27 protein-coding genes are annotated in these 25,297 nt (G+C 63.6%); 14 read left to right on the top strand and 13 right to left on the bottom strand.

Translation table 11 applies throughout. From position 1 onward, the window contains the following. The first annotated feature begins 138 nt into the window (after nt 1–138). Nucleotides 139–444: a hypothetical protein gene (locus NLM33_RS02460; RefSeq protein WP_254094342.1), complete on the top strand. Its 306-nt coding sequence runs from the start codon at nt 139–141 to the stop codon at nt 442–444. A gap of 123 nt (nt 445–567) precedes the next feature. Then, complete coding sequence (locus NLM33_RS02455; RefSeq protein WP_254094340.1) at nt 568–1,752, top strand: DUF2865 domain-containing protein; 1,185 nt, start codon at nt 568–570, stop codon at nt 1,750–1,752. 55 nt (nt 1,753–1,807) lie between these two features. Here the strand turns inward: NLM33_RS02455 and NLM33_RS02450 are convergent, their stop codons facing one another. Further along, a complete protein-coding gene (locus NLM33_RS02450; RefSeq protein WP_254094338.1) occupies nt 1,808–2,713 on the bottom strand; it encodes a DUF2189 domain-containing protein in 906 nt (301 codons plus the stop codon). A gap of 535 nt (nt 2,714–3,248) precedes the next feature. Here NLM33_RS02450 and NLM33_RS02445 point away from each other — a divergent pair. The 5 genes from NLM33_RS02445 (at nt 3,249) to NLM33_RS02425 (ending at nt 7,781) form a co-directional block, all read left to right on the top strand. Continuing rightward, nucleotides 3,249–4,082: a cytochrome c oxidase subunit II gene (locus NLM33_RS02445; RefSeq protein WP_254094336.1), complete on the top strand. Its 834-nt coding sequence runs from the start codon at nt 3,249–3,251 to the stop codon at nt 4,080–4,082. An 80-nt stretch (nt 4,083–4,162) separates the two neighbouring features. Beyond that, nucleotides 4,163–5,941, top strand: a complete 1,779-nt coding sequence (locus NLM33_RS02440) for a cbb3-type cytochrome c oxidase subunit I (RefSeq protein ID WP_254094334.1) — start codon at nt 4,163–4,165, stop codon at nt 5,939–5,941. After that, complete coding sequence (locus tag NLM33_RS02435) at nt 5,938–6,642, top strand: cytochrome c oxidase subunit 3 (RefSeq protein ID WP_254094332.1); 705 nt, start codon at nt 5,938–5,940, stop codon at nt 6,640–6,642. The genes NLM33_RS02440 and NLM33_RS02435 overlap by 4 nt, the downstream gene beginning before the upstream one ends. 15 nt (nt 6,643–6,657) lie before the next feature. Further along, nucleotides 6,658–7,380: a heme-copper oxidase subunit III family protein gene (locus NLM33_RS02430; RefSeq protein WP_254094330.1), complete on the top strand. Its 723-nt coding sequence runs from the start codon at nt 6,658–6,660 to the stop codon at nt 7,378–7,380. Between the two features lie 8 nt (nt 7,381–7,388). After that, the gene (locus tag NLM33_RS02425; RefSeq protein WP_254094328.1) at nt 7,389–7,781 is read left to right on the top strand and encodes a cytochrome C oxidase subunit IV family protein; all 393 of its coding nucleotides are present in this window, start codon (nt 7,389–7,391) and stop codon (nt 7,779–7,781) included. 175 nt (nt 7,782–7,956) lie between these two features. On the opposite strand, the gene NLM33_RS02420 is transcribed toward NLM33_RS02425, so the two are convergent. From NLM33_RS02420 to NLM33_RS02410, 3 genes are read right to left on the bottom strand one after another with little or no spacing between them, the layout of a single operon-like run. Further along, the gene (locus NLM33_RS02420; RefSeq protein WP_254094326.1) at nt 7,957–9,714 is read right to left on the bottom strand and encodes an NAD+ synthase; all 1,758 of its coding nucleotides are present in this window, start codon (nt 9,712–9,714) and stop codon (nt 7,957–7,959) included. A gap of 4 nt (nt 9,715–9,718) precedes the next feature. Next, the gene (locus tag NLM33_RS02415) at nt 9,719–10,072 is read right to left on the bottom strand and encodes a diacylglycerol kinase (protein ID WP_254094324.1); all 354 of its coding nucleotides are present in this window, start codon (nt 10,070–10,072) and stop codon (nt 9,719–9,721) included. A 4-nt stretch (nt 10,073–10,076) separates the two neighbouring features. Then, entirely contained in the window at nt 10,077–11,465 is a 1,389-nt protein-coding gene (locus tag NLM33_RS02410; RefSeq protein ID WP_254094323.1) for a class II 3-deoxy-7-phosphoheptulonate synthase, read from the bottom strand. A 183-nt stretch (nt 11,466–11,648) separates the two neighbouring features. Between NLM33_RS02410 and NLM33_RS02405 the strand changes: the two genes are divergently transcribed. Next, entirely contained in the window at nt 11,649–12,545 is an 897-nt protein-coding gene (locus tag NLM33_RS02405) for an alpha/beta fold hydrolase (RefSeq protein WP_254094322.1), read from the top strand. 7 nt (nt 12,546–12,552) lie between these two features. Here the strand turns inward: NLM33_RS02405 and NLM33_RS02400 are convergent, their stop codons facing one another. Further along, nucleotides 12,553–12,816 carry a hypothetical protein gene (locus tag NLM33_RS02400; RefSeq protein ID WP_254094321.1) on the bottom strand — a complete coding sequence of 88 codons (264 nt, stop codon included), beginning with the start codon at nt 12,814–12,816 and terminating at the stop codon, nt 12,553–12,555. Nucleotides 12,817–12,942: 126 nt separating this feature from the next. Next, on the bottom strand, nt 12,943–13,182 hold the full coding sequence (locus tag NLM33_RS02395; RefSeq protein ID WP_254094320.1) for a hypothetical protein: 240 nt from the start codon (nt 13,180–13,182) through the stop codon (nt 12,943–12,945). 141 nt (nt 13,183–13,323) lie between these two features. On the opposite strand from NLM33_RS02395, the gene NLM33_RS02390 reads away from it, so the two are divergent. The 3 genes from NLM33_RS02390 to NLM33_RS02380 all read left to right on the top strand — a co-directional run bounded on the left by NLM33_RS02390 (nt 13,324) and on the right by NLM33_RS02380 (nt 16,598). After that, nucleotides 13,324–14,325: a hypothetical protein gene (locus NLM33_RS02390; RefSeq protein ID WP_254094319.1), complete on the top strand. Its 1,002-nt coding sequence runs from the start codon at nt 13,324–13,326 to the stop codon at nt 14,323–14,325. Nucleotides 14,326–14,631: 306 nt separating this feature from the next. Beyond that, nucleotides 14,632–16,152 carry an aldehyde dehydrogenase gene (gene adh / locus NLM33_RS02385; protein WP_254094317.1) on the top strand — a complete coding sequence of 507 codons (1,521 nt, stop codon included), beginning with the start codon at nt 14,632–14,634 and terminating at the stop codon, nt 16,150–16,152. 65 nt (nt 16,153–16,217) lie between these two features. Continuing rightward, entirely contained in the window at nt 16,218–16,598 is a 381-nt protein-coding gene (locus NLM33_RS02380) for a DUF779 domain-containing protein (RefSeq protein WP_254094315.1), read from the top strand. 40 nt (nt 16,599–16,638) lie between these two features. Here NLM33_RS02380 and NLM33_RS02375 read toward each other — a convergent pair whose 3' ends face one another. Next, nucleotides 16,639–18,123, bottom strand: a complete 1,485-nt coding sequence (locus NLM33_RS02375) for an aldehyde dehydrogenase family protein (protein WP_254094313.1) — start codon at nt 18,121–18,123, stop codon at nt 16,639–16,641. Nucleotides 18,124–18,238: 115 nt separating this feature from the next. Here NLM33_RS02375 and NLM33_RS02370 point away from each other — a divergent pair, with 115 nt between their 5' ends. Both NLM33_RS02370 and NLM33_RS02365 read left to right on the top strand, forming a co-directional pair. Beyond that, nucleotides 18,239–19,321 (top strand): substrate-binding domain-containing protein, encoded by a 1,083-nt coding sequence (locus tag NLM33_RS02370; protein ID WP_254094311.1) that lies wholly within the window; start codon nt 18,239–18,241, stop codon nt 19,319–19,321. A 124-nt stretch (nt 19,322–19,445) separates the two neighbouring features. Then, nucleotides 19,446–20,195: a glutamine amidotransferase gene (locus tag NLM33_RS02365; RefSeq protein ID WP_254094309.1), complete on the top strand. Its 750-nt coding sequence runs from the start codon at nt 19,446–19,448 to the stop codon at nt 20,193–20,195. A 104-nt stretch (nt 20,196–20,299) separates the two neighbouring features. Here the strand turns inward: NLM33_RS02365 and NLM33_RS02360 are convergent, their stop codons facing one another. From NLM33_RS02360 to NLM33_RS02345, 4 genes are read right to left on the bottom strand one after another with little or no spacing between them, the layout of a single operon-like run. Beyond that, complete coding sequence (locus NLM33_RS02360) at nt 20,300–20,896, bottom strand: TIGR00645 family protein (protein ID WP_254094307.1); 597 nt, start codon at nt 20,894–20,896, stop codon at nt 20,300–20,302. A 40-nt stretch (nt 20,897–20,936) separates the two neighbouring features. Further along, nucleotides 20,937–21,581 carry a TerC family protein gene (locus NLM33_RS02355; RefSeq protein WP_254094305.1) on the bottom strand — a complete coding sequence of 215 codons (645 nt, stop codon included), beginning with the start codon at nt 21,579–21,581 and terminating at the stop codon, nt 20,937–20,939. Next, nucleotides 21,578–21,940 carry a hypothetical protein gene (locus NLM33_RS02350; protein WP_254094304.1) on the bottom strand — a complete coding sequence of 121 codons (363 nt, stop codon included), beginning with the start codon at nt 21,938–21,940 and terminating at the stop codon, nt 21,578–21,580. The genes NLM33_RS02355 and NLM33_RS02350 overlap by 4 nt, the downstream gene beginning before the upstream one ends. A gap of 2 nt (nt 21,941–21,942) precedes the next feature. After that, the gene (locus NLM33_RS02345) at nt 21,943–22,407 is read right to left on the bottom strand and encodes a tellurite resistance TerB family protein (protein ID WP_254094303.1); all 465 of its coding nucleotides are present in this window, start codon (nt 22,405–22,407) and stop codon (nt 21,943–21,945) included. Nucleotides 22,408–22,768: 361 nt separating this feature from the next. Here NLM33_RS02345 and NLM33_RS02340 point away from each other — a divergent pair, with 361 nt between their 5' ends. Further along, complete coding sequence (locus NLM33_RS02340) at nt 22,769–23,143, top strand: winged helix-turn-helix domain-containing protein (RefSeq protein ID WP_254094302.1); 375 nt, start codon at nt 22,769–22,771, stop codon at nt 23,141–23,143. Nucleotides 23,144–23,193: 50 nt separating this feature from the next. On the opposite strand, the gene NLM33_RS02335 is transcribed toward NLM33_RS02340, so the two are convergent. Continuing rightward, nucleotides 23,194–23,862 (bottom strand): response regulator transcription factor, encoded by a 669-nt coding sequence (locus NLM33_RS02335; RefSeq protein ID WP_254105632.1) that lies wholly within the window; start codon nt 23,860–23,862, stop codon nt 23,194–23,196. Continuing rightward, on the bottom strand, nt 23,862–25,124 hold the full coding sequence (locus NLM33_RS02330) for a histidine kinase (RefSeq protein WP_254094301.1): 1,263 nt from the start codon (nt 25,122–25,124) through the stop codon (nt 23,862–23,864). Before NLM33_RS02330 ends, NLM33_RS02335 begins: the two co-directional genes overlap by 1 nt. Nucleotides 25,125–25,297: the final 173 nt, after the last annotated feature.

The raw sequence follows: 25,297 nt of genomic DNA, 5'->3' as shown, positions 1-25,297 counted from the left end.
GGGCCTGCCGTCAAGTGAGCCGCGAAAAAGCCGCTTTCTCTGCCCAAAGCGGCCCCGTCCCGCCATCAGGGTTAATCATCCTTAACCTTTTGAGTTTATTCATGTGATGGCGGTTCCTCCCAAGCCATGGTGCACTTCATGCGATCCCTTTCGGCACTCCTTTGCTGTGCCTTCATCGTCGCCGCGTCCAGCGCCTCGGCGGAGACCCGCGTCTTCATCGTCGCCAATCAGGCGGACGGCTACGGCGTCGACCAGTGCCTCGCCAAGGGCGATCAATGCGGCGCGCACGCCGCCCGCTCCTATTGCCAGTCCCGCGACTTTGCCCAGGCATCGTCCTATCGCCGGGTCGATCCCGACGAAATTACCGGCTCCGTCCCCAAATCCGGCGCAAACTGCTCCCATGGCCATTGCGACGAATATGTCGCAATCACCTGCCAGCGCTGAATTCAGTCGGGACTGGCGGACCTTAGGTCCAATCTTCGCCCCCGAAACGACGTGACGATGCCCCGAGAAGCGGGTATTGGAGGCGCGCACCGGCCCCATGTTTGCGGCCGTGACATCGCTAGAATGGCGGATATGCCGGAATCTCTCTCTCTCTCTCGCTCCCGTTCGATCCTTGCCGGCGCCGCGCTGATCAGCGCGCTCGCCCTCGGCACCGAGGCCCTCGCACAATCAGGTCCCCCCGGACCGCCGCCGCCCGCGCAAGCGGCGCCCGGAGCGAACCCGATCTGCTCGCGGCTGGAGGGGCAACTCGCCGTGCTTGACCGCGGCGGCAGCGGCGATCCCGCCAAGGACGACCAGATCCGCCGCTACCAGGATTCGGCGACCCGCCAGCAGGCCGAGCTGGATCGCCTCACCTCGCAGGCCAAGCGCATGGGCTGCGACAGCTCCGGCTTCTTCTCGCTGTTCAACAACCAGTCGGCGCAATGCGGTCCGGTCAACACCCAGATCCAGCAGATGCGGGCCAATCTCGACCAGATCACCTCCAACCTCGAGCGGCTGCGCTCGGGCGGTCCGGGCAGCTACAGCCCCGACCGCGACAACCAGCGCCGCTCGGTCTTGGCCTCGCTCGCGCAGAACAATTGCGGCCCGCAATATGCCAACGCCGCGCAATCGCAGGGCCCCGGCAATTTCCTCAGCAACCTGTTCGGCGGCGGCAACAACGCCAATCCGGCCGGCGCACCGCCCGCGGATCTCGGCCCGCAGTCGGGGACTTATCGTACGGTCTGTGTCCGCACCTGCGACGGCGCCTACTTCCCGGTATCGTTCGCCACCGTGCCGGCGCGCTTCCCCGATGACGAGAAGACCTGCAAGGCGCTGTGCCCGGCAGCCGACGCCGCGCTCTACGCTTATCGCAATCCCGGCGAGGACATGAACGCGGCGGTCTCCGTCAGCGGCCAGGCCTACACCGCACTCCCGAACGCCTTCAAATTCCGCGGCGAGTTCAACCCGTCCTGCTCGTGCAAGGCCGCGGGCCAGAGCTGGGCGGACGCGCTGAAATCGGCCGACGACAAGGCGGCGGTCGAGCAGCAGGGTGACATCATCGTCACCGAGGAGAGCGCGAAGAAGATGCAGCAGCGTCAGCTCACCAAGGGCGCGGCGGCCAACGGCAAGAAAGGCGCGCCTCCTCCGGCCGCGGCGGCTAACGCACCGGCCGCTCCTGCTGCGCCAGCGGATTCCGCCGCGACGACCACGAGCGAGAACAAGCCGATCCGCTCAGTCGGGCCGACCTTCATAGCTCCGAAGCAATAACTCCGCAGCAAAATCGAGCCAAGGCGACCGCGCGGAGCGGCCGCCTCGCGGTTTACTACTCGCCCTCGCGGCTCCACGGAAAGAGATTGGCCGGGAAGTCCGCTGCGTAGCGCCTTCCCTTCGGGGGCGGCGGCGCCTCGTCGGGTGGATTTGGATTCGGCTCGACAACCCGCCGATAAAGGTGCCAGGTGGCATGGCCGAGCACCGGCAGGACGACGGCGAGGCCGACAAAGAGCGGTAGCGAGCCGATCACGAGCAGTGCCGCGACGATCAGGCCCCACGCAGCCATCGCCACCGGATTCGCCGCCACCGCACGCAGCGACGTGCGGATCGCATCGATCGCAGTCGCATGCCGGTCGAGCATCAACGGAAACGATACGACGCTGACGCACAGAGCCAGCACCGCAAACAGGAAGCCGACACCACAACCGACGATGATGAGCGACCATCCCTCCGGCGTCGTCAGCACGCGCGTTGCGAAGTCGGGAATGCTCGCAGCTGCCGCGTGGCCGAAGATTGTGACGTAGATCGCGTTCGCGACGCCGATCCAGGCCCCGAACAGGACGAGCAGGAGCACGCCGAGCTCCAGCATGGCGCCGAACGACGGGGCTCGCAGCACCTTGATCGCGTCCCATGCATCGACCTCCTCGCCGCGCTCGCGGCGACGGCTGAGCTCGTAGAGACCGATCGCGGCAAAGGGGCCGATCAAGGCAAACCCGGCAGCCAGCGGGAAAAGCAGCGGCAGCACCGAATAGCCGAGGACCATCCTGAACAGGACGAGGCCGAGAACGGGATAGAGCACGCACACCACGATCGCGTGACTTGGCATCGCCTGGAAATCTTCCCAACCCAGGCGCAGCGCCTCTCTCAAGTCGGAGAGGCCGATCTTGCGAACTGGATAAGTGGCCGCGTCGCCGAACACGTGCCGTCTTATAATGTTGTCGGAATACAGAGTGGCCATGTACGCACCCTCCCGTGCTGAAAGTCGCGGCGGTGAAACCGCGCACTTTCCAGCCACGCGTGTCCGCCTCACGAGCGAGAAACGCGATGGGCCGAGTACGGCAACCCAGGTTCAGCGAAACGAGCCTGGCCCGACGGAACCCGTCGCGACCTGCATCATAAGCTTAGCGCGCACGAGGCACGGTTGCACTCACGGTTGGGTGAATTGTGCGACAGCGTAGAATTGTGCGCTGCGCAACGTGACGGGTCCGGCGACTGACGCCCACCGTATTGCGCGGCAGTGCAGTTTGTCCGAGCCAAATGAACCCTAGCATGCGCTATTGACGCCGGGTCCGGCGGAGATCATTTTAAACGTGTAGACGCCCGCAGCTTCGATGAGATTGGCGGTCGCGACCTCTCTCTTGATATCGCGACCGGTTGAAATGGGCGAGGCAAGACGCGCAGCGATGGCGTGCATGCCAACGCAGCCATCGCAACAGACGTGAGCTCCGCCCTGGATTCGTATCCGCAGCCTTCGATGGCAAGGATGGATCAGGATGGCTGTCGCATTGATACTGCTTCTGGTCGCGATCGGCTCGGTGCTGTTTCACCTCTACAGCCCGTGGTGGTGGACGCCGATCGCCACGGACTGGGCGTATATCGACCACACCATCAGCATCACGTTCTGGATCACGGGCTTCGTGTTCGTCGCGGTCATCGCCTTCATGGCTTATTGCGTCTTCCGCTTTCACCACAAGGAGGGAAGACGGGCTGACTACAATCCGGAAAACAAAAGGCTCGAATGGTGGCTGAGCGTCGGGACCGGCGTCGGCGTCGCGGCCATGCTGGCGCCTGGCCTCGTGGTCTGGCACCAGTTCGTGACGGTGCCTGCGGATGCCACCGAGGTCGAGGTCATGGGCCAGCAATGGCAATGGAGCTTCCGCCTTCCCGGCAAGGATGGGCGGTTGGGCACATCCGATGTCCGCAACATCGGTTCCGACAATCCGATGGGACTCAATCGCGACGATCCACATGCCCAGGATGACGTCGTGATCGAGAACGGCGACCTGCACCTTCAAGTCGGAAAATCGGTCAAGGTTCTCCTCCGCTCGGTCGACGTCCTGCACGATTTCTACGTGCCCGAATTCCGCGCCAAGATGGACATGGTTCCCGGCATGGTGACCTATTTCTGGATCAAGCCAATCCGAACCGGAACGTTCGACGTTCTCTGCGCAGAGCTGTGTGGCGCTGCGCACTATCAAATGCGCGCCAAAGTCGTCGTCGACAACGAGGGTGAGTATCACGCCTGGCTGGAGCAGCAGAAAACATTTGCGGAATTGTTGCCTGGAAAGGCCATCGTGAAGGCGACGTACCAATCCGGCGGCAAGTAGCAAGCTGCCGCCGCGAGGATAGATCGGGAGCGTGAGGCCAACTCGTCGCCCCCGATGGAAACGACCGAGGAGGTTTTTCTATGGTCGATATTCCATATGAAGGGATCGCAGGCGTCCCGCCTGCCGAAGTACCCGATGTCGAGCTCTATCATCCGAGGAGCTGGTGGACACGGTATGTCTTCTCGCAGGACGCCAAGGTGATCGCCATTCAGTACGCGCTGACAGCCTCCGCCATCGGGCTGGTGGCCCTGGTGCTGTCGTGGCTGATGCGATTGCAACTGGGATTCCCCGGCACCTTCTCTTTCATCGATGCCAACCAGTACCTCCAATTCATCACCATGCACGGCATGATCATGGTGATCTACCTGCTCACCGCATTGTTCCTGGGCGGCTTCGGCAACTACCTGATCCCGCTGATGGTCGGCGCCCGGGACATGGTCTTCCCGTATGTGAACATGCTGAGCTACTGGGTCTACCTGCTCGCAGTCCTGGTGCTGGCCTCGACATTCTTCGTGCCCGGCGGCCCCACCGGCGCCGGCTGGACGCTGTACCCGCCGCAAGCAATCCTCTCAGGAACGCCGGGGCAGGATTGGGGCATCATTCTCATGATGTCGTCCCTGATCCTGTTCATCATCGGCTTCACCATGGGCGGGCTGAACTATGTGGTCACGGTTCTCCAGGCGCGCACCCGCGGCATGACGTTGATGCGCCTGCCCCTGACGGTGTGGGGCATTTTCACCGCGACCGTCATGGCGCTGCTGGCATTCCCCGCACTCTTCGTTGCCTCGGTGATGCTGCTGCTCGACCGTCTGCTGGGAACCAGCTTCTTCATGCCCTCCCTCGTCGAGATGGGCACGCTTTCGAAATATGGTGGCGGTAGCCCGCTGCTCTTCCAGCACCTGTTCTGGTTCTTCGGCCACCCCGAGGTCTACATCGTCGCCCTGCCCGCCTTCGGCATCGTCTCCGATCTGATCAGCACGCATGCGCGCAAGAACATCTTCGGTTACCGCATGATGGTCTGGGCGATCGTGGGCATCGGCGCGCTCAGCTTCATCGTCTGGGCGCACCACATGTATGTGAGCGGCATGTTCCCGCAATTCGGGTACTTCTTCGCCACCACGACGCTCATCATCGCCGTCCCCACCGCGATCAAGGTCTACAACTGGGTGCTGACCCTGTGGCGCGGCGACATTCACCTCAGGGTGCCGATGCTGTTCGCCCTCGGCTTCATTATCACCTTCGTGAACGGCGGGCTCACCGGCCTCTTCCTCGGCAACGTCGTCGTCGACGTGCCCCTCTCGGATACCATGTTCGTGGTCGCGCATTTCCACATGGTGATGGGCGTGGCGCCGATCATGGTCGTGCTCGGAGCGATCTATCATTGGTACCCCAAGGTCACGGGGCGGATGCTCAACGACTTACTGGGCAAGTTTCATTTCTGGGTCACCTTCCTCGGCGCCTACCTGATCTTCTTCCCCATGCACTATCTCGGACTGCTCGGGGTTCCGCGCCGGTATTTCGAACTCGGCGACGCCGCGTTCATCCCGCCCTCAGCCCATTCACTGAACGCCTTCATCTCCGTGGTGGCCTTGACCGTCGGCTTCAGCCAAATGGTGTTCCTGTTCAATCTTGCCTGGAGCCTGTTCAAGGGTGAGGCCTCAGGCGGCAATCCGTGGCGGGCGACGACGCTGGAATGGCAGACGCCGGAGACGCCCCCCGGGCACGGCAACTGGGGCAAAGAGCTCCCGGTCGTCTACCGCTGGGCCTATGACTACAGCGTACCCGGCGCCGAGGAGGACTTCATTCCGCAGAACCAGCCGCCGCGCGCGACGCATCTCGTTCAGGGAGCTGCTTCGTGAGCGCCATCATCCTGTTCCTGGCTGTGATCACTGTCATCGCCGGATGGTGGCTCTCGCAGCAACGGCTGACGGCCAAGCCCTGGCTGGAGGAAGGTCCGGCCGGTGACTTCCCCGGCAGCGATGCAATGGCCTGGCCGGCAGCGAAGATCGGACTCGGCGTGTTCCTCGCTGTCGCGAGTTGTTTGTTCGTCCTCTTCATTAGCGCCTACTCCATGCGCATGAGCGTCGTGGACTGGCGGGCGCTGCCCGTGCCTAAGCTGCTGTGGCTCAACACGGGTGTCCTTGTCCTGAGCAGCGTCGCGCTGCAATGGTCATATGTGGCTGCCCGCCGAGACGACGCTGACGGCGTCATGGTCGGCCTGCTCGCGGGGGGCGTAGCTGCCGTGATCTTCCTGGCCGGGCAACTGCTGGCCTGGCAGCAGCTCAGCGCGGCCGGATATTTCGTGGCGTCCAATCCGGCCAATTCCTTCTTCTACCTGTTGACCGCAGTGCATGGGCTGCATCTGACGGGCGGCCTGGTGGCCCTCGGGCGAACCTCAGCCAAGGTGTGGCGCGGCGCCGAGATCGCCGACATGCGCTTGAGCGTGGAACTATGCACCATCTACTGGCACTTCCTGCTGCTGGTCTGGCTTGTCCTGCTCGGTCTTCTCACGGGATGGACGGACGATCTCGTCGACATCTGCCGCCAATTGCTGAGCTAGGGAGGGCGAGACCAGATGGCAGAGACTGTGCTGACAAACTCCGGACAATCGCCTGCACGGCTTGAAGGCTGGCGCGGCATCGCCGCCGATTGGGCGTCCGATCAGCGTGCCTTCAAGAATGTGTCCTGGGGCAAGGCCATGATGTGGATCTTCCTCCTCAGCGACACCTTCATCTTCAGTTGCTTCCTGCTCTCCTACATGACGGCGCGCATGTCGACGACCGTGCCGTGGCCCAATCCGAGCGAAGTCTTCGCCCTCAACTTCGGCGGCAAGCACATCCCGCTGATCCTGATCGCCATCATGACCTTCATCCTGATCAGCAGCAGCGGGACGATGGCGATGGCCGTCAATTTCGGCTACCGCCGCGATCGCGTCAGAACCGCCGCCTTGATGCTGGCCACGGCGGCGTTCGGCGCAACCTTCGTCGGCATGCAGGCTTTCGAATGGACCAAGCTGATCAGGGAGGGCGTCCGGCCCTGGGGCAACCCGTGGGGCGCGGAGCAATTTGGCTCGAGCTTCTTCATGATCACCGGCTTCCACGGCACCCACGTGACGATCGGCGTGATCTTCCTGATCGCGATCGCACGCAAGGTCGCGCGCGGAGACTTCGACGTCGGCAGACGCGGCTTCTTCACGAGCCGGAAAGGGTACTACGAGATCGTCGAAATCATGGGCCTGTACTGGCACTTCGTCGATCTGGTGTGGGTGTTCATCTTTGCGTTTTTCTATCTTTGGTGAGGTGGCGCATGACAAACGCGACGGTACACATGGAAGGACAGCTCCACGCTCCGGCGCATGGCGCAGCCGCAACAGCAGCCGTGCACACCAAGGGGCAACAGCACCCGATCAAGCTCTACCTCGTGGTCTGGGGCTGGTTGTTCGTCCTCAGCACGTGTTCCTACCTCGTCGACTACTTTGGCATACACGGCTATCTCAGGTGGTCGCTGATCCTGCTGTTCATGGTGTTGAAGGCCGGTCTGATCGTCGCCGTTTTCATGCACATGGCCTGGGAGCGGCTGGCCCTGGCCTATGCCATCCTGCTGCCACCGATTGCAGTGTTGGTATTCGTGTCAATCATGGTGCTCGAATCCGAATACACCCACTTGCTTCGGGTGCTGTTCTTCGCAACCCCGTCGTAGCAGTAAAGGGGTTCGCTCCTCACTCCACTGTCATGCCCCGCGAAGGCGGGGCATCCAGTACGCCGAGGCGCTAGTTGGTTTCCACAAACTCCGCCGCGGAGTACTGGATCATCCGCCCTCGCGGATGATGACAGTATGATGGGTGGCAAGACCGCCCATCCAGCTAGCGCTTCGGTCAACCCTCGAACGCGTCGATCGAGGCGCGGTTGCCGCGTGAGACGAGGGTCTCGTCGGGCGCAGGCAAGGGCTCGCCTTTGTCGCGGAAACGGTTGGTGATGGGGTAGCGGCGGTCGCGACCAAAATTCTTCCGCGTCACCTTCACGCCCGGCGCGGCCTGGCGGCGCTTGTATTCGGCGATGTTGAGGAGGTGGTCGATCCGCGTCACCATCGCGCGGTCGAAGCCTGCGGCAATGATCTGTTCCAGCGGCTCCTCGCGCTCGACCAGGCGTTCGAGCACCGCGTCGAGCAGATCGTAAGGCGGCAGCGAATCCTGATCTAGCTGGTCCTCGCGCAGCTCGGCCGTCGGAGGACGGGTGATGATATCAGGCGGGATGACCTCGCCGGAGGGACCAAGCGCGTCATCCGGTTTCCACGCATTGCGCAGGGACGCCAGCCGAAACACCTGCGTCTTGTAGATATCCTTGATCGGGTTGAAGCCGCCGTTCATGTCACCATAGAGCGTGGCATACCCGACCGACATCTCCGACTTGTTGCCGGTGGTCACCACCATCAAGCCGGTCTTGTTGGAGATCGCCATCAGCAGCGTGCCGCGCGTGCGAGCCTGGAGATTTTCCTCGGTGATGTCAGGCGGCAGATTCTTGAAGATGTCGGAGAGGATGGTCCCAAAACCGTTCACCGCCTCCGCGATCGGCAGCACCTCGTAGCGGATCCCGAGGTGGCCTGCGAGCTCGCCGGCATCCGCAATCGAGCTCGGCGCCGTGAAGCGATACGGCAGCATCACGCCATGCACCTGGTCCGCGCCGAGCGCATCGACCGCGATCGCCGCGCACAAGGCTGAATCGATGCCGCCGGAAATGCCGAGCAGCACACCGGGAAAACCGTTCTTGCCGACATAGTCGCGCAAGCCGAGCATGCAGGCCATATAGTCGGCTTCGTCGCCTTCGGGCAGTTGCGCAACCGGACCCCTGCAGCGCCAATCGTCGCCGGTCTTGGTGAAGTGCAGCGTGGTAACGCACTCCTCGAATGCCGGCAGTTGCGCGGCAAGCGAGAGATCGCCGTTCAGCGCGAACGAAGCGCCGTCGAACACCAGCTCGTCCTGGCCGCAGACCTGGTTGAGATAGACCAGCGGCAGGCCGCTTTCGGTCACGCGCGCGACCGCGACCGACAAGCGCACGTCGCCCTTGTCGCGGGCGTAAGGCGAGCCGTTGGGCACGAGGATGATCTCGGCGCCGGTCTCGGCCAGTGTCTCGACGACATTCTCGTAGTCCTCGGATTCCTCCAGCCAGATGTCCTCGCAGATCGGCACGCCGATCCGCACGCCGCGCACGGTCACCGGGCCGGCCGCGGGGCCGCGCGCAAACAGCCGCTTCTCGTCGAACACGCCGTAGTTCGGCAGGTTGGCCTTGAAGCGCAGGCTCGCGATACGACCGCCATCGAGCAGCGCACAGGCATTGTAGAGCTTGCCGTCCTCGACCCAGGGCGTGCCGACCAGCATGGCGGGGCCGCCATCGGAAGTCTCGCGCGCGAGCGCTTCGATCGCAGCGCGGCAGGCGGACTGGAAGGCAGGCTTCTGCACGAGGTCTTCGGGCGGATAGCCTGCGATGAACAATTCCGGAAACAGAACGAGGTCGGCGCCGTCGGCAGCTGCTTGCGCGCGCGCCACGCGCGCCTTCGCGGCATTGCCGTCGATATCGCCCACCGTCGGATTGAGCTGGGCGAGCGTCACGGCAAACTGGTTGACGCGTTCGGTCATCTGGCTAGACCAGCCCTATCCGCTCCACGATGGCGAAGATCCAGAACGCGCCTGCCATCAACAGCGCGACACCGACGGCGGCCGAGCCCATGTCCTTGACCTGACCGATCTGCTTGTCGTGATCGAGCGTCAGGCGGTCGGCGAGCTTTTCGACCGCCGTGTTGAGCAGTTCGACGACCAGCACGAAGGCGACGGCACAGACCAGCTCGACCGTGCGCATCGCGGTCGCGCCGATGAACCAGGCCAGCGGCAGCGACAGCAGCAGCGCAAATATCTCCTCGCGGATGGCCTGCTCCGAGCGGAACGCAAAGGCCAGACCGTTGCGCGAATTGATCGTGGCCTTCCAGAGCCGCAGCAAGATCTTAGAGCCCCGCTGCGACCGGCATCGGCTTCGCCTTGCCGGCGCGATCCTGCTTCAAGAGCTCCGCGATCAGGAACGCCATGTCGATCGATTGCTCGGCGTTGAGGCGGGGATCGCAGACCGTGTGGTAGCGGTCGTTGAGGTCCTCGTCCGTGATCGCGCGCGCGCCGCCGAGGCATTCGGTGACGTCCTTGCCGGTCATCTCCAGATGCACGCCGCCGGCATGCGTTCCTTCGGCCGCGTGGATCGCGAAAAACGACTTCACCTCCGACAGGATGCGGTCGAACGGCCGCGTCTTGTAGCCGCTGGTGGAGGTGATGGTGTTGCCGTGCATGGGATCGCAGGACCAGACGACCACCCTGCCCTCGCGCTGCACCGCGCGGATCATGTTCGGCAGATGCTCGCCGACCTTGTCGGAGCCGAAGCGGCCGATCAGCGTCAGCCGGCCGGGCTCGTTGTCGGGGTTGAGCACGTCGATCAGCTTGAGCAGCTCGTCGGCCTTCAGCGACGGGCCGCACTTCAGCCCGATCGGGTTCTTGATGCCGCGGAAATATTCGATATGGCCGTGGTCGAGCTGGCGGGTGCGGTCGCCAATCCAGATCATGTGACCTGACGTGGCGTACCAGTCGCCGGTCGTGGAATCGACGCGGGTCATGGCCTGCTCGTAGCCGAGCAGCAGCGCCTCGTGGCTGGTGTAGAAATCGGTAGCGCGCAGCTCGGGGTGGCTTTCGAGATCAAGGCCGCAGGCGCGCATGAAGTTCAGCGCGTCCGAGATGCGGTCGGCCAGTTCCTTGTAGCGGCGGGACTGCGGAGAATCCTTCAGGAAGCCGAGCATCCACTGATGCACGCTGCCGAGATTGGCGAAGCCGCCGGTCGCGAACGCGCGCAGCAGGTTCAGCGTCGCCGCCGACTGGCGGTAGGCCATCAGCTGGCGCTGCGGATCCGGAACGCGCGCTTCCTTGGTGAACGCGATGTCGTTGACGATATCGCCGCGATAGCTCGGCAGCTCGATGCCATCAACCTTCTCCGTCGGCGAGGAGCGCGGTTTTGCGAACTGCCCGGCGATACGGCCAACCTTCACCACGGGGACCGCGCCCGCATAGGTGAGCACCACCGCCATCTGGAGCAGCACGCGGAAGAAGTCGCGGATATTGTTGGCGCCGTGCTCGGCAAAGCTCTCGGCGCAGTCGCCGCCCTGGAGCAGGAAGGCCTCGCCGGCCGCAACCCGCGCCAGCGCCTTCTTCAGATTGCGCGCCTCGCCGGCGAACACCAGCGGCGGAAAGCTCGCAAGCTGCGCCTCGACATCGGCCAACGCCTTGGCGTCGGGATAGTCGGGGACCTGCAGCACGGGCTTGCTGCGCCAGCTCTCGGGTGTCCATCGCTCGGACATCGCAAATCCTCTTCTAAAAGCAAAAACAGCAACCTGATCTGTGGGTTGCGCGAGCGGCCTTATACACAGGCTAGCATCGCCTCGCCAGTTGTAAATCCATTTCCGCATGCAAGCCCTTGCGGACAAAGCCGAATTCGCATTTGCTGGGGGGCGTGCGGAAAACCTCTGGGGCGTGCGCTGCTCATGGACGCGGCACTCGACGACGTTTTTATCGACGACATCAGCTTTCCGGCCGTCGACGGCTATTCGCTGACCGGCACCCTGTTCCTGCCGCGCGGCGCCAAGCGCCACGCCGTCCTGATCAATTCCGCGACCGCCGTTCCCCGCAAAGTCTATCGCGGCTTTGCCTCCTACCTCGCCAACCGCGGCTGCGCGGTCCTGACCTACGATTACCGCGGCATCGGCGACTCCCGCTTGCCGGCGCTGGTCGGCTACAACCAGCCGAAATCACTGGTCGGCTTCAACGCCTCGATGTCGGACTGGGCCGCGCTCGATGTCACCGCCGCGGTCAAATGGATGCGCGAGCGCTATCACGGCCTGCCGCTCGGCTATGTCGGCCATTCCTTCGGTGGCCAGGCGCTCGGCCTGATCGAGAACAACAGCGAGATCTCGCGCGCGCTGTTCGTGGCTTCGCAGGCGGCAACGTGGAAGCTGATCCCGCCCCCGGAAAACTACCGCGTCTTCGCCTTCATGAATTTCATTGGCGCGCCGCTGACCCACCTGCTCGGCTATGCGCCGGGCTGGCTCGGCATCGGCGAGGACCTGCCCAAGGGCGTGTTCCTGCAAGGGACCAAATGGGTGAGCAGTCCGCGCCACCTCTTCGACTCCGGGCTTCCGGCGCTGGCAAACTTCGCGAACTATAAGGGCGAATTGCGTGCGCTCACCTTCTCGGACGACCCTTGGGCGACACGGCCCGCGGTGGAGTTGCTCTGTTCGGGCTTCACGTCGACCAAGCCGGAGGTACTGACCGTCAGGCCGTCCGACGTCGGCGCCAAGACTATAGGCCATTTCGGCTTCTTCCGCCCCGACCACCGCGACACGCTCTGGCGCGGCGTGGCCGAATGGATCCAGGGGGAGTGACGACGGGCTAGCGAATGATGGTCGTCAAAGACGAGTAACGTTTTCCCGGCTTTGCTTCACCCGGCAAGAACTGCGCGAAGGCGTCGCTGACGCGGACGGCCGGCGGCGTATCGCTTGCGAAGCGAAACTCCTTCGGCCGCGGCGCGTAGAAGTCGCGGCCATAATAGGCGTCGTCGAAACGCGTCTCGTTGATGCCGAACAATGCGTCGCAGACGAACAGGACCGCGTAGACTCCGGCCACCGCAGCGACGATCTCCTTGAGAACCGACATGTTGATGCCCCACCCTTTTCCGGGAAGGATGAACGCGGGTTCCAAAGGCCAGGTTTAAGACCGCGCGGTACTTGTCGGCAGGGTTGGCGGCGGGTCGGCAAATTGCAGACAATTTGAACGAATGCGTTACCGCCGAGACGCGGCCGTTACGGGCTCAGACGCTCGCGTTTCGATCAATTTTGCAGTGCACACGTTGCAGATGAGCGCGCATTCGTCCGACACCAGACCGACCCTGGTGTCGAGGCCGAGCCCCAGATCCTGATCGGCCAGGCCGGCGATGACCCCGTTGCAGTTCAAGCACCTGTGCTGGGTGTCCGGCCGGGGATCGGCGGCGGCGTCGTACACCTGCGAGATATGACGGACCATCGGCGATCCTCCGCGTCCAGGCATCAGCCTTCGTATCGCTATATTTATCCATATATATCGATCGCGGCAAGGCGGAGCAGTTTCCGGCCGACGCCGCAACGCTTCTGAAGAATAGCCCCGTATTCATCAGGACTTTCAATCATGAAACAAGAAAATGACGCTGCTTCGCGTAAGCAGGGAGAAACGCTCAAGACCGGTCGCGCGCTCGGCGCGGCCGCATGGACCATCGCCTTCCTTGGACTAACCGCAGGCTTCGTGCATGCACAGAACGCACCAATCAGGCTTGCCGACAGGAGCTTCCCCGAAAGCGTGACGTCGACCAACGACGGCGCACTTTACGTCGGCAGCTTCAACCTCGGCGGCGTGACGAGGATTACGCCCAGCGGCAAGGTGGACGCCTTCATCTCGCCCGGTGCAGGCGGCAGCCGCTCCACCCTCGGGGTGCTGGCCGACCAGGCCAGCGGCACGCTGTACGTCTGCTCCAACGACCTTACCGGCCTCGGCGTCCCGAGCCCAGGCGATGGCAAGGGCGCGTGGTTGAAGACATTCGATCTCCGCACCGGCGCAGCCAAGGGCAGCTTCGCGCTGAAGGACGACAAGTCATTCTGCAATGACATTGCGGTCGGCAGCGACGGCACGGCGTACGTTACCGATTCCTTCGCCCCCTATGTCTATAGCCTGAAGCCAGGCGCGACCGCGCTCGAGGTCTGGGCAACAGACCCGGCGCTGGCGCCGGCCAAGGACGGCGTCGGCCTCGACGGCATCGCCGTCGGGGCTGACGGCTACCTCTATGTGACCACCTACATTCCGGCCAAGCTGTTCAGGATCGGCTTGAAGGACGGTAAGTCCGGTGCGATCACCGAGCTCAAGCCGTCGCAGCCACTGGATCACGCCGACGCATTGCGCGCCGATGGCAGCGGTCTGCTCCTGATCGAGGGCGCGGGCCGTCTCGACAAGGTCACGGTCAGCGGCAATGACGCGAAGATCGAGATCATCAAGGACGGTCTTGCCGAGCCCGTCTCGGTGACGCAGATCGGTGATGTCGCCTGGGTTGCCGAGGGCAAGCTGTCTCACCTCATCGGCCCGAACAAGGACGAGGATCCCGGCCCGTTCGCGCTGAAGCCCGTCGCCTTGCCGAAATAATATCGAGCCTCATCACGGCGCCGGGCGTGCGAATCTGTTCGCGCCCCGGCGAGGCCGTCTATTACTTTGGTCCTAATGCCGCGCAATATCCGTTCGCATATAACGTTGACGAACGTCCGCGCTGAGCGCAGACTTCCTGATGGTTTCGCCGGGATAACTGAATCCCACTCGCTGCTGGAGCCTGCTGCGCTCCTAGCCAACCAGTTGCGCCGTGCTGCACCGCCGCGATCGGAGCAAACGGTCAACCAGGCGCGGGACCGCAGACCACAAGTACAAAAAATTCGTCAATCCCACGGAGGAAATGTCATGTTCCAGCAAGCGCTCGACCAAGTCTCGAAACAGCTCCTTATCCGCGAACGCTACGACAATTTCATCGGCGGCAAATGGGTGGCGCCGGTAGAAGGAAAATATTTCGATAATCCAAGCCCCATCACCGGCAAGAAGCTCTGCGCGGTGCCGCGCTCCACCGCCGCCGACATCGAGCTTGCGCTGGACGCCGCGCACAAGGCCAAGGATGCCTGGGGCAAGGCGTCGGCGCAGGAGCGCTCGCGCATCCTGAACAAGATTGCAGACAAGTTGGAGGCCAATCTCGACCTCCTCGCGCTGATCGAGACGTTCGACAACGGCAAGCCGATCCGTGAGACGACCCATGCCGACATGCCACTCGTCGTCGACCACTGGCGCTATTTCGCTAGCGTGGTACGCGCCCAGGAAGGCGGCATCTCCGAGATCGACCACGACACCGTCGCGTATCACTACCATGAGCCGCTCGGCGTCGTCGGCCAGATCATTCCCTGGAACTTCCCGATCCTGATGGCGACCTGGAAGCTGGCTCCAGCGCTGGCCGCGGGCAATTGCGTGGTCCTCAAGCCGGCCGAACAGACGCCGCTCGGCATCCTCGCCGTGATGGAGCTGATCGCGGACATCCTGCCGCCGGGCGTCATCAACGTCGTCAACGGTTTCGGCATCGAGGCCGGCAAACCGCTCGCACAGAACAAGCGGATCGCCAAGATCGCCTTCACCGGCGAGACGACGACGGGACGCATGATCATGCAATATGCGTCCGACAACCTCATCCCCGTGACGCTGGAGCTCGGCGGCAAGTCGCCGAACATCTTCTTCGCCGACGTTGCGGAAGCCGACGACGATTTCCTGGACAAGGCCCTCGAGGGTTTTGCCATGTTCGCGCTCAACCAGGGCGAGGTCTGCACCTGCCCGAGCCGCGTGCTGGTGCAGGAATCGATCTATGACAGGTTCATGGAGAAGGCGGTCGCTCGCACCAAGAAGATCAAGCAGGGTCATCCGTTGGACGCCAGCACCATGATCGGCGCACAGGCCTCCAACGACCAGCTTGAGAAGATCCTGTCCTATCTCGACATCGGCAAGCAGGAAGGCGCGAAAGTGCTGACCGGCGGCCAGCGCGCCAAAATGGAGGGCGAGCTCGCCGAAGGCTATTACGTCGAGCCGACCATCTTCGAAGGCACCAACAAGATGCGCATCTTCCAAGAGGAGATCTTTGGCCCGGTTGTGTCGGTCACGAAGTTCAAGACCGAGGAAGACGCACTCGCGATCGCCAACGACACGCTCTACGGGTTGGGTGCCGGCGTCTGGACCCGTAACGGCAATCGCGCCTACCGGTTCGGCCGCGCCATCCAGGCCGGCCGCGTCTGGACCAATTGCTATCACGCCTATCCCGCGCACGCGGCATTTGGCGGCTACAAGCAGTCCGGCATCGGGCGCGAGACGCACAAGATGATGCTGGATCATTACCAGCAGACCAAGAACGTCCTGGTCAGTTACTCGACCAAGGCGCTCGGCTTCTTCTGATCGTTCGCCGCCTGGCGCAGGCGTGGCCCGTCCGCGCCTGCCCCCTTTTTTGTGGGATGCACACCATGGTCTATCGGGTCGAGATCACGCCGAAAGCCGCCGAGATTGTCGAACGCCTCAAGGCCCAGCACGGCGCGCTGATGTTTCATCAGTCCGGCGGCTGCTGCGATGGCTCGGCGCCGATGTGCTATCCGGTCGGCGATTTCAGGGTCGGCCCCCAGGACGTGCTGCTCGGCAATATCGCTGGCTGCGACTTCTACATCGGTGCCGCCCAGTTCGAATACTGGCAGCACACCCAGCTCATCATCGATGTCGTTCCCGGACGCGGATCGGGGTTTTCGGTCGAGGCCCCCGAAGGCGTGAGATTTTTGACGCGTAGCCGCGTCTTCACCGACGAGGAAGTCGCTGAGCTCGAGGCCGCGGGCCCGCCCGCCCGGGCGGCCTGATGCTCCCCAGGGGATGATCAAGCCGCCGGTTGCGCTGCTGTCAGACGCTCAGATTCATCCACACCGCCTTGGGCTCGGTAAAATTGTCGATCGCGGCAGTGCCGTGCTCGCGGCCGAGGCCGGAGTCGCGTTCGCCGCCCCACGGCAATCGCACGTCGGTGTAGCCATAGGTGTTCATCCAGACGGTGCCCGCCCTCGCCTTCTTGGCAAAGCGCTGGAGCCTGCCGATGTCGCGGCTCCAGACGCCGGCGGCGAGGCTGTAGGCCGTGCCGTTGGCGATCCGCAAGGCGTCGGTCTCGTCCTTGAACTTGATGACGCTGACCACGGGCCCAAAGATCTCTTCCTGCGATATCCGCATCTCGTGCGCGACGTTGGCGAACACCGTCGGGCTGATGAAGTAGCCGCGTTCGCCGATCCGCTCGCCGCCGGTGACGAGCGTTGCCCCCTCCTTCTGTCCGATATCGACATAGTCGAGGATCGACTTCATCTGCTTTTCGGAGATCACCGGGCCGAGCGTCGTCTTGCGATCCAGGGGATCGCCCATGCGCAGCAATTTCGCGCGCGCCGCGAGCCGCTCGACGACCTCATCATAAGCACCCTCCTGCACAAGCACGCGGGAACCTGCCGAGCACACCTGGCCAGCATTGAAGAAGATGCCGGAGGCCGCCGCCTTTGATGCTGCTTCAAGATCGGCATCGTCAAAAATGACGTTGGCCGACTTGCCGCCGAGTTCGAGCGAGACGCGCTTGAAATTGCCGGCAGCGCCTTTCATGATCCCGCGCCCCACTCCGGGCGAGCCGGTGAAAGTCACTTTGTCGACATCGGGATGATTGACCAGCGCGTCACCGACGACGCGGCCCGGTCCCGTGACGATGTTGAAGACGCCGGGCGGCAACCCCGCTTCGAGCGCGAGCTCGCCGATCCGCAGCGCCGACAGCGAAGTCAGCTCGGCCGGCTTCATCACTACGGTGCAGCCGCAGGCCAGCGCCGGCGCGAGCTTCCACATGCCGATCATCAGCGGGAAATTCCATGGCACGATCGCCGCGACCACGCCGACCGGCTCGCGCACGGTATAGGTCAACGCATCGTCGCGCACGGGGACGACGTCACCTCTGATCTTGTCGGCCCAGCCAGCGTAATAGACCAGCGTATCGACGGCGGCCGGAAAATCCTGGCGCAGCGTTGCCGCGATCGGCTTACCGGCGTCGAGCGATTCGAGCTCAACGATCTCGTCGGCATTGGCCTTCAGCAGGTCTGCCCAGCGGAGCAGGATCTGACCGCGCTCGGACGCGCGCATCGTACGCCACGGGCCTTCGAACGCGCGGCGCGCCGCGGCGACCGCGTGCTCGACATCGACCTCGCCGCCTTCGGCAATGGTGGCGATGATTTGGCCGGTGGCGGGATTGAGGGAGTTGAAGGTGCGGCCGGAGTTCGCGGGGACGCGGCGGCCGTCGATGAGCAGATGCTGCGGCCGGGACATGAACTCGGTCGCCGGCGAATGCGCAAAGTCATATGCAACAGACATCATATTTCCTCCTGTTCTGGTATACCAGACTAGGCGCCTATTGCCTGGAGTAAATATGATACGGAGTGCAAATGGACACCCCACATATGAAGCGAACTTCATAAGGATAAGGTCGATGCTTCAGATCGAGATCGAAGCCATCTGGCGATTTCGCCGCGAAGGCAGCCCGCGCACCGCGGTGGTCATGCTCGGCGTTCTCAACGAGATCCGGAAGACCGGCAAGATCACGAGCGCAGCCAATGACGCGCACCTCTCCTATCGGCACGTCTGGAATCTGATCGAGCAATGGTCGGAGTTTTTCGGCACGCCTCTCGTCGAGACCCAGCGCGGCAAGGGCACCAAGCTCACCGCGTTCGGCGAGCGGCTGGTGTGGGCGGGCGAGCGCATGCAGGCCCGGCTCGGACCGCAGCTCGAAAACCTCGCGCAGGAGCTTGCAAGCGAGATCAAGCCATTCCTCGAGCAGCGCCCCTCGGTGATCCGCGTCCACGCCAGCCACGGCTTTGCGGTGGCAAAGCTGCGCGAATTTCTCGACCGTGAGCCGGGCATCGGCGTCGACCTCCGCTATGTCAGCAACCAGCATTCGCTGGTCTCGTTGGCCCAGGGCGCCTGCGACCTTTCCGGCCTGCATCTGCCGCACGGCCCGCTACGCGCGCAGGGCATCAAGGCCGCGCGCGAATGGCTCGATCCGCGTGAGGATCGCGTGATCAGCTTCGTTACGCGAGAGATGGGACTGATGGTGGCGCGCGGCAATCCCCTGCGCATCACGTCGATCCCGGACCTCACGCGGCCAAACGTCCGCTTCGTCAACCGTGATCACGACTCCGGCACGCGCCTCCTGTTCGACCAGTTGCTCGCCGCCCAAGGCGTCGACGAAAGCCGGATCAGCGGCGCGCAGCAGATCGAGTTCACCCATGCCGCGGTCGCAGCCTATGTCGCGAGCGGCATGGCGGACGCCTGCTTTGGCGTTGAGGCCGCGGCGCGGCATTTCGGCCTCGATTTCATCCGGATCGTGACCGAGGATTATTTCTTCGTCTGCAAGCGCGCGTTTCTGGAAACCGAGCCGATGCAGCGCGTGATCGAGATCATCCGCGGCGCCGAGTTTCGGGCCGCCGTCGCCGCCCTCCCGGGTTACAAGCCGACCGATACAGGCGACGTCACCGGGGTGAAGGCTTTCCTGGAGATGCACGCCGTGCGGTGAGCCGCATGCGGTCATGCACACGCCGCATTGCCCCCCAACCGACTGGACGAGGTTCGGAACTCGTTATATCAGTCTGAATATAGCGAATGCTGGCCGAGCTTCCTCGCGCCACAGGACTTGCCGAATGTTTCAACGCCGCCGATCTGCCGTCGCGCTCCGTCACGTCGCCTTCGAGGATCTGGGCCTGCTCGCGCCGATCATGGAGCGCGAGGGCTGGAACGTCTCCTTCTGCGACGCACCGGTCGACGATCTCAGCCATCCCTCGATCAGGGATGCCGATCTCGTGATTGTTCTCGGCGGCCCGATCGGTGTCTACGAGACCGAGAGCTATCCTTTCATCACGCGGGAGATCTCGCTCATTGAGCACCGTTTCGGCCGGGATCTGCCGACACTCGGCATCTGCCTCGGCGCGCAGCTCATGGCGAAGGCGCTCGGTGCCCGCGTCTATGCCGGTGCCGTCAAGGAAATCGGCTGGGGATCGATCACGCTGTCGGAGGCGGGCCTCGCCTCAAGCCTGAAGCCGCTGGCCGGCGGCACGCCGGTTCTGCACTGGCACGGCGACACCTTCGATCTCCCGTCAGCGGCCGTACGACTGGCGTCGAACGAGAACTACGAAAACCAGGCATTCGCCTGCGGCAACCATGCGCTGGCACTGCAATTTCACCTCGAAGCCGACTCGCGGCAACTCGAGGAATGGTATGTCGGCCACGCTGTCGAGCTTGCGGTGACGAAAATCTCAGTGTCGCAGCTTCGGGCACGGACGGCAGAACTCTCAAACGGACTTGCGCGCGAGGCTGATCGCGTGTTCTCCGACTGGCTTCGCCAGATCGGGCACCGTGACGCGTCCATTGGGCCGGCCGCAAGATCAAGTTGACGGAAATGGCGGACCATCTCGCGATCATCAAGAACGTGTCTCACAATGCGCCGTGGGAGTGTTGAGGCGCGGTCGCAAGCCAATGCAATCGAGGCCACGCCGGCTCAATGGCCCGCGGCCTTCGCGTGATCGGCCGCCTTGCGATGCGCGACCTCGCTCAGGCGATCGACCCAGGCGATCCCGATCGCCGAGACGATGAAGGTGACGTGGATGATGACCTGCCACATCACGCCGCTCTCGGTGAAATTGCTGCGCGCGGTACCGAGATTGCCGGCCTCGATGAAGGTTCTGAGCAGCGAGATCGAGGAGATGCCGACGATCGCCATCGCAAGCTTGATCTTGAGCACGCTGGCATTGACGTGGCTCAGCCATTCCGGCTCGTCGGGATGGCCGCGCAAGTTGAGGCGCGAGACGAAGGTCTCGTAGCCGCCGACGATCACCATCACGAGCAGGTTGGAGATCATGACGACGTCGATCAGCCCGAGCACGGTCAGCATGATCTGCTGCTCGTTGACGTCGAACCAGTGGGCGGCGAGATGCCAGAGCTCCTTCAGGAACAGGAGCACATAGACAGCCTGCGCGACGATGAGGCCGACATAGAGTGGCAATTGCAGCCAGCGCGAGCCGAAGATCAGGCGCGGGACAAGCCCAAGCTGCGGCGAAGCCGCGCGGCCCAAAGGTGCTTGGGATTCAGACGTCATGGATCACTCCGGATTTCGGGCGAAGTCAGAAAGGCTGGGATCAGAGGCTGGCGATGACCGGCGCAAGCTCGAGCGAGCCGCGCAAGATCATCTCGAAGGCGACGTAGACGATGATGGCGAGGCCGACATAGGCGATCCAGCGCTGTTTCTGGAGCACGCGGCCGAGCAGATCTGCGGCAACGCCCATCAGCGCGACCGAAAGCAGCAGACCAAATGCCAGGATGAACGGATGCTCGCGCGCGGCGCCGGCCACCGCGAGCACGTTGTCGAGCGACATCGAGACGTCGGCGGCGACGATCTGGAGCGCCGCCTGCCGGAACGTCTTGCGCGGGGTCTGTGCGCCGGCAGAACTGCCCGCTCCGGCATGGCCTAAGGCCAGCTCGCCATGGCTCGCAGCCTGCTCGCGCAATTCGCGCCACATCTTCCAGCAGACCCACAGCAGCAGCACACCGCCGGCCAGCAGAAGGCCGAGCACCTGGAGAAGCTGCGTCGCAACGCCGGCGAAGACGATGCGCAGCACGGTCGCGGCCGCGATGCCGACGATGATGGCACGGCGGCGCTGGCCGGCAGGCAGGCCCGCCGCGGCAAGGCCGATGACGACGGCATTGTCGCCGGCGAGCACGAGGTCGATCAGGACGACCTGAAACAGCGCCGTCAGCGCATCGGGGGTGATGAACTCGCTCATGTCTGATCATTCGGGCGCGAGCCGGCACCGAGCCAGTGCGGCTTGCGGCGCTCGATCCAGTCCAGGATCTTCGAGCGCTGCGAGCGCAAGCCCGGCACGTCCTCGGCAAGCAAGGCAAGGCCAAGCGGCAGCATCCAGATGCCGAGCACCGGCAGGAACGACAGCACGCCACCGACGACGAGCAGCGCGCCGGCGGGCATCCTCACCCAGCGGTTTGAAGGTTGCAGCAGATAGGTGACGGTGCCGCTCACGCGCGGCGGCAGGCGGCCGACCAGCGCGTCAAGGCGCGGATCGCCACCGGCGGCCTCGCCGGTGGCGCGCTCACGCGATCTCGCGCGATCGTCGGTGCCTGCGCTCATGCTCACGCTCCGGATGTGACGCGGCCCTCGCCGCGCGCGGTGACCGGCTTCGATCGCGGCAGCACCAGCGTGAGCAGGCGCAGCAGCTTGATCGCCTGCACCTCATGCGGATGCACGTCCTCATCCGCCGCGGCGACGCGCTCGGAGATGTCGACCAGATGCGCGGCCAGCGGCAGGTCCGAGACCGGGCGCAGCGTGTCGATGACGACATTGGCGAAATCAGGCTGCTCCAACCGCTCGGCAAGCTCGTCGAACATCGCGGCCAGCCGCGCTTCCGAGACATGCGGGGCGAGCCCGCGCTCCCGGATGAAGCGGGTCACCTCCTCGCGCTCGACCGCGGCGACGCGGCGATCGGCGACGGCCACCAGCGCGCCGGCAATCACGAGCGCGGCGGCGGCCTGCTCGTGCAGGCTGGAAGGTTCAGTGATCTCCCCGTGGATCGGGCTCAAAGGTCCTGCGTTGGGCATCATAGCTCCTCAAGCTTACGGTTGTGACCGCAACGCGGAAACGATGAGGATGGCTGGTCGATGAGAGCAGGTGCGCTGGGCCCAACGATCGTCCAATCCAAACGCATTCGCGCGCGGGACAGGTCATCCGACATCACGAGGTTGGCCGAGGGATCGGCGGCCTCGTCAGAGGGGCCCGGATACTGTTGAGGGAGAAATAAAGTTCGAGGAGCCGAAATCAAGCCGGCCGAGCTGCGACCAGCAGCCGCGGGAACGGGGCGTGCCGTTCATAAAATCGCCATAAGGGATATCCCGCCCGTTTACCTTGTTCGCTGGCTCCCGTGGTGGCAATCTCGCAAACCGAGACCGAAGAGAACCTGTCATGTCGCGCGCGAGCGTAAAATCGCTTCCCCAATTGAGCGTCCGGATCGATCTGGATGCCGAGGACCGGATCGGGCCCGGCAAGATCCAGCTTCTGGAGAACATCAGGGAACACGGCTCGATCTCGGCGGCGGGCCGCGCCATGGACATGTCGTACAAGCGTGCCTGGGACCTCGTCGACGAGATCAACCGCATCTGCGGACATGCGGCGGTCGAACCCCAGACCGGCGGCAAGAACGGCGGCGGCGCGATGCTGACCCCGTTCGGCGCCGCGCTCGTCGCGCGTTACCGCAAGATCGAGCGGGACGCCGCGCGCGCCGTACGCAAGGAGCTGATGGCGCTGAAGACGGACATCAAGCGCTCGCGCAAGGCATGAGCGGTCCTAACGCGCATGGATAACCCCCGTTGCCTGGAGGAGCTGCGGTGCTAGGTCTCGTGCTCGCGCTCCTCTACTCGCGTTACTAGCCCGCTTCGCAGCCCAAAAAGCACAAGCTCGACGTCGGAAGAAACGCTGAGCTTCGATTTGATGGCGTAGTGGTAGTTCGAGACGGTTTTCGGACTGAGATTGAATGCGGTGGCTATTTCCTCGGCCGACCGGCCAGCGAGCAACATGCGCAGGATCTCGAATTCACGTGGGGACAAACTATCGACGGCACTTGCATCATCCTGCAAGTGGCTCCTCGCAAGTGCTTCACTGACCTCGGGGCAGATGGCAACACGGCCGGCAGCCACGTCACATACCGCGCTAACGAGCAACTCGGGCGGGCTGCTCTTTGTGACAAAGCCCTTTGCACCGGCCCTGAAGGCCTGGAGAGCGAATGTCGCGCTCAAATGCATGGTGAAAACAAGCAGGCGCGCTGCTGGATCCCACTGACGTATCTGGCGAATGGCATCAATACCGCCGCGACCTGGCAGCGACACGTCCATCACCACAACATCGGGCCTTTTGCTCTTATAGGCTTGATAGGCACCCGCCGCATCGGCGGCCTCGGCGACGACGGTAATGCCTTCATGCTTCTCGAGAAGCCGACGGTATCCCTCACGCACAACCGCGTGGTCATCGACAAGCAGGACGCTGATACTTCGCGGCCTCATCATGCTGCACCCCGGATATTCTCAACCGGAATAATGGCGCTGAGGACGAGGCCTTTCTCCGGCCTCGACACAACTTTCATCTGCCCGCCCAGCGCGAGCGTTCTCTCGCGAATCCCGATCAGCCCGAGGCCAAAACCAGTCTCTCTCCTGATCTCGGGCGCTAATCCAGCACCATCGTCTTCAACCGTTGCCTCGACTATGCCGGCGCCAGACCGTGGCGCATCCATTTGGGCAAGGTCGATCCGCACCACGGCACGCACGTTGGCCGCCTGCGCATGCTTCGCCGCGTTCGTGAGACCCTCCTGAACGATATAAAAGACGTGAACGGTGATGGCCGGAGGTAGCGCGTCGAGGTCGCCATGCGTCTCGAGGAAGAATCGGGTCTTCCCGCAACCGCGGCGATTATGATCGCCGATTAATCCCTCCAGGCTCGTGAGCAGACCGACGTCGTCGATCTCCTGCAGTCGCAACTCCTGCACGGTCCTGCGAAGCCCCTTCATGATATTGCCAGCAGTTTCCGTCAGGGCCTGAGCTTCGGGGACAAGAGATGGACAATCGGTCGCGGCGGTGAACTTGATCGAAGCTGCCGTCGCACTCATGGCACTGAGGCTCTGGGCCAGCTCGTCATGAAGCACCCTTGCGAGGTGACGCCGTTCCTGCTCCCGGGCTTCCACCAGACGTCGCGCAAGCTCGGCGCGCTCGGAGGTCGCGACGTCCAGGGTGTTCGCCAGATCGTTGAAGACGCCGCGTATGCTTTGCAGCTCGGCAAGTCGGAACGGCGGGAGACGGCACTTCAGATCGCCCACAGCCAACCTGTTGAGGCCGCTAACGACATCTCTCGTCGGCCGCAGCGCACGCTCGACGACGAAATACACCAGGATACCAAGTGCGCCGATCGTCGCTGCGGAGAGGCCGAGCATCCGTGAGATCTCGGACCAGGCGCGCGCCGTCACGGCTGAGGGGTTTGTGCTGACGACGACCGAGCCAAATACGCGACCTTGGTACCCGACGGGACGCTCGTAAGTCATGCGACTGCCGACTGCCCACCGATAAATGGTCGAAAACCATGCCGGCGCCTCGTCCACCTGGCTGCGGAAACCCAGACAGCTGGAGATGACATCCTTGCCGGCTTCATGGAGCCGCACACACTGACCGGGGTTCATCACCTGGTCGAGAAAGCCATCCAACTGACGAAAGCGTGCTTGCAGATCAAGGCGCTTTCCGAAGAAAGTCCGCATGTCGCCATGGAATGCGATCGGCATTTCCACGAACCTGCCAACAGCATCGGCTACAGCCCGATTGGCCTTCAACGTCTCCTCTGCTGCTCGGTAGACGGAGATCGCTGCTGCGCCAAGAAAACAGAGTAACGCAACCGCCGCTACTTGCCTCAATAGCGACCACTTGAGATCGATGACCGGCCGGCGCCGAAGAATCC

The sequence above is a fragment of the Bradyrhizobium sp. CCGUVB1N3 genome (genome assembly GCF_024199925.1).
Classification (GTDB): domain Bacteria; phylum Pseudomonadota; class Alphaproteobacteria; order Rhizobiales; family Xanthobacteraceae; genus Bradyrhizobium.
Note: the sequence above shows the minus strand (reverse complement) of the source record. Positions and strands in the feature narration are given on the sequence as shown.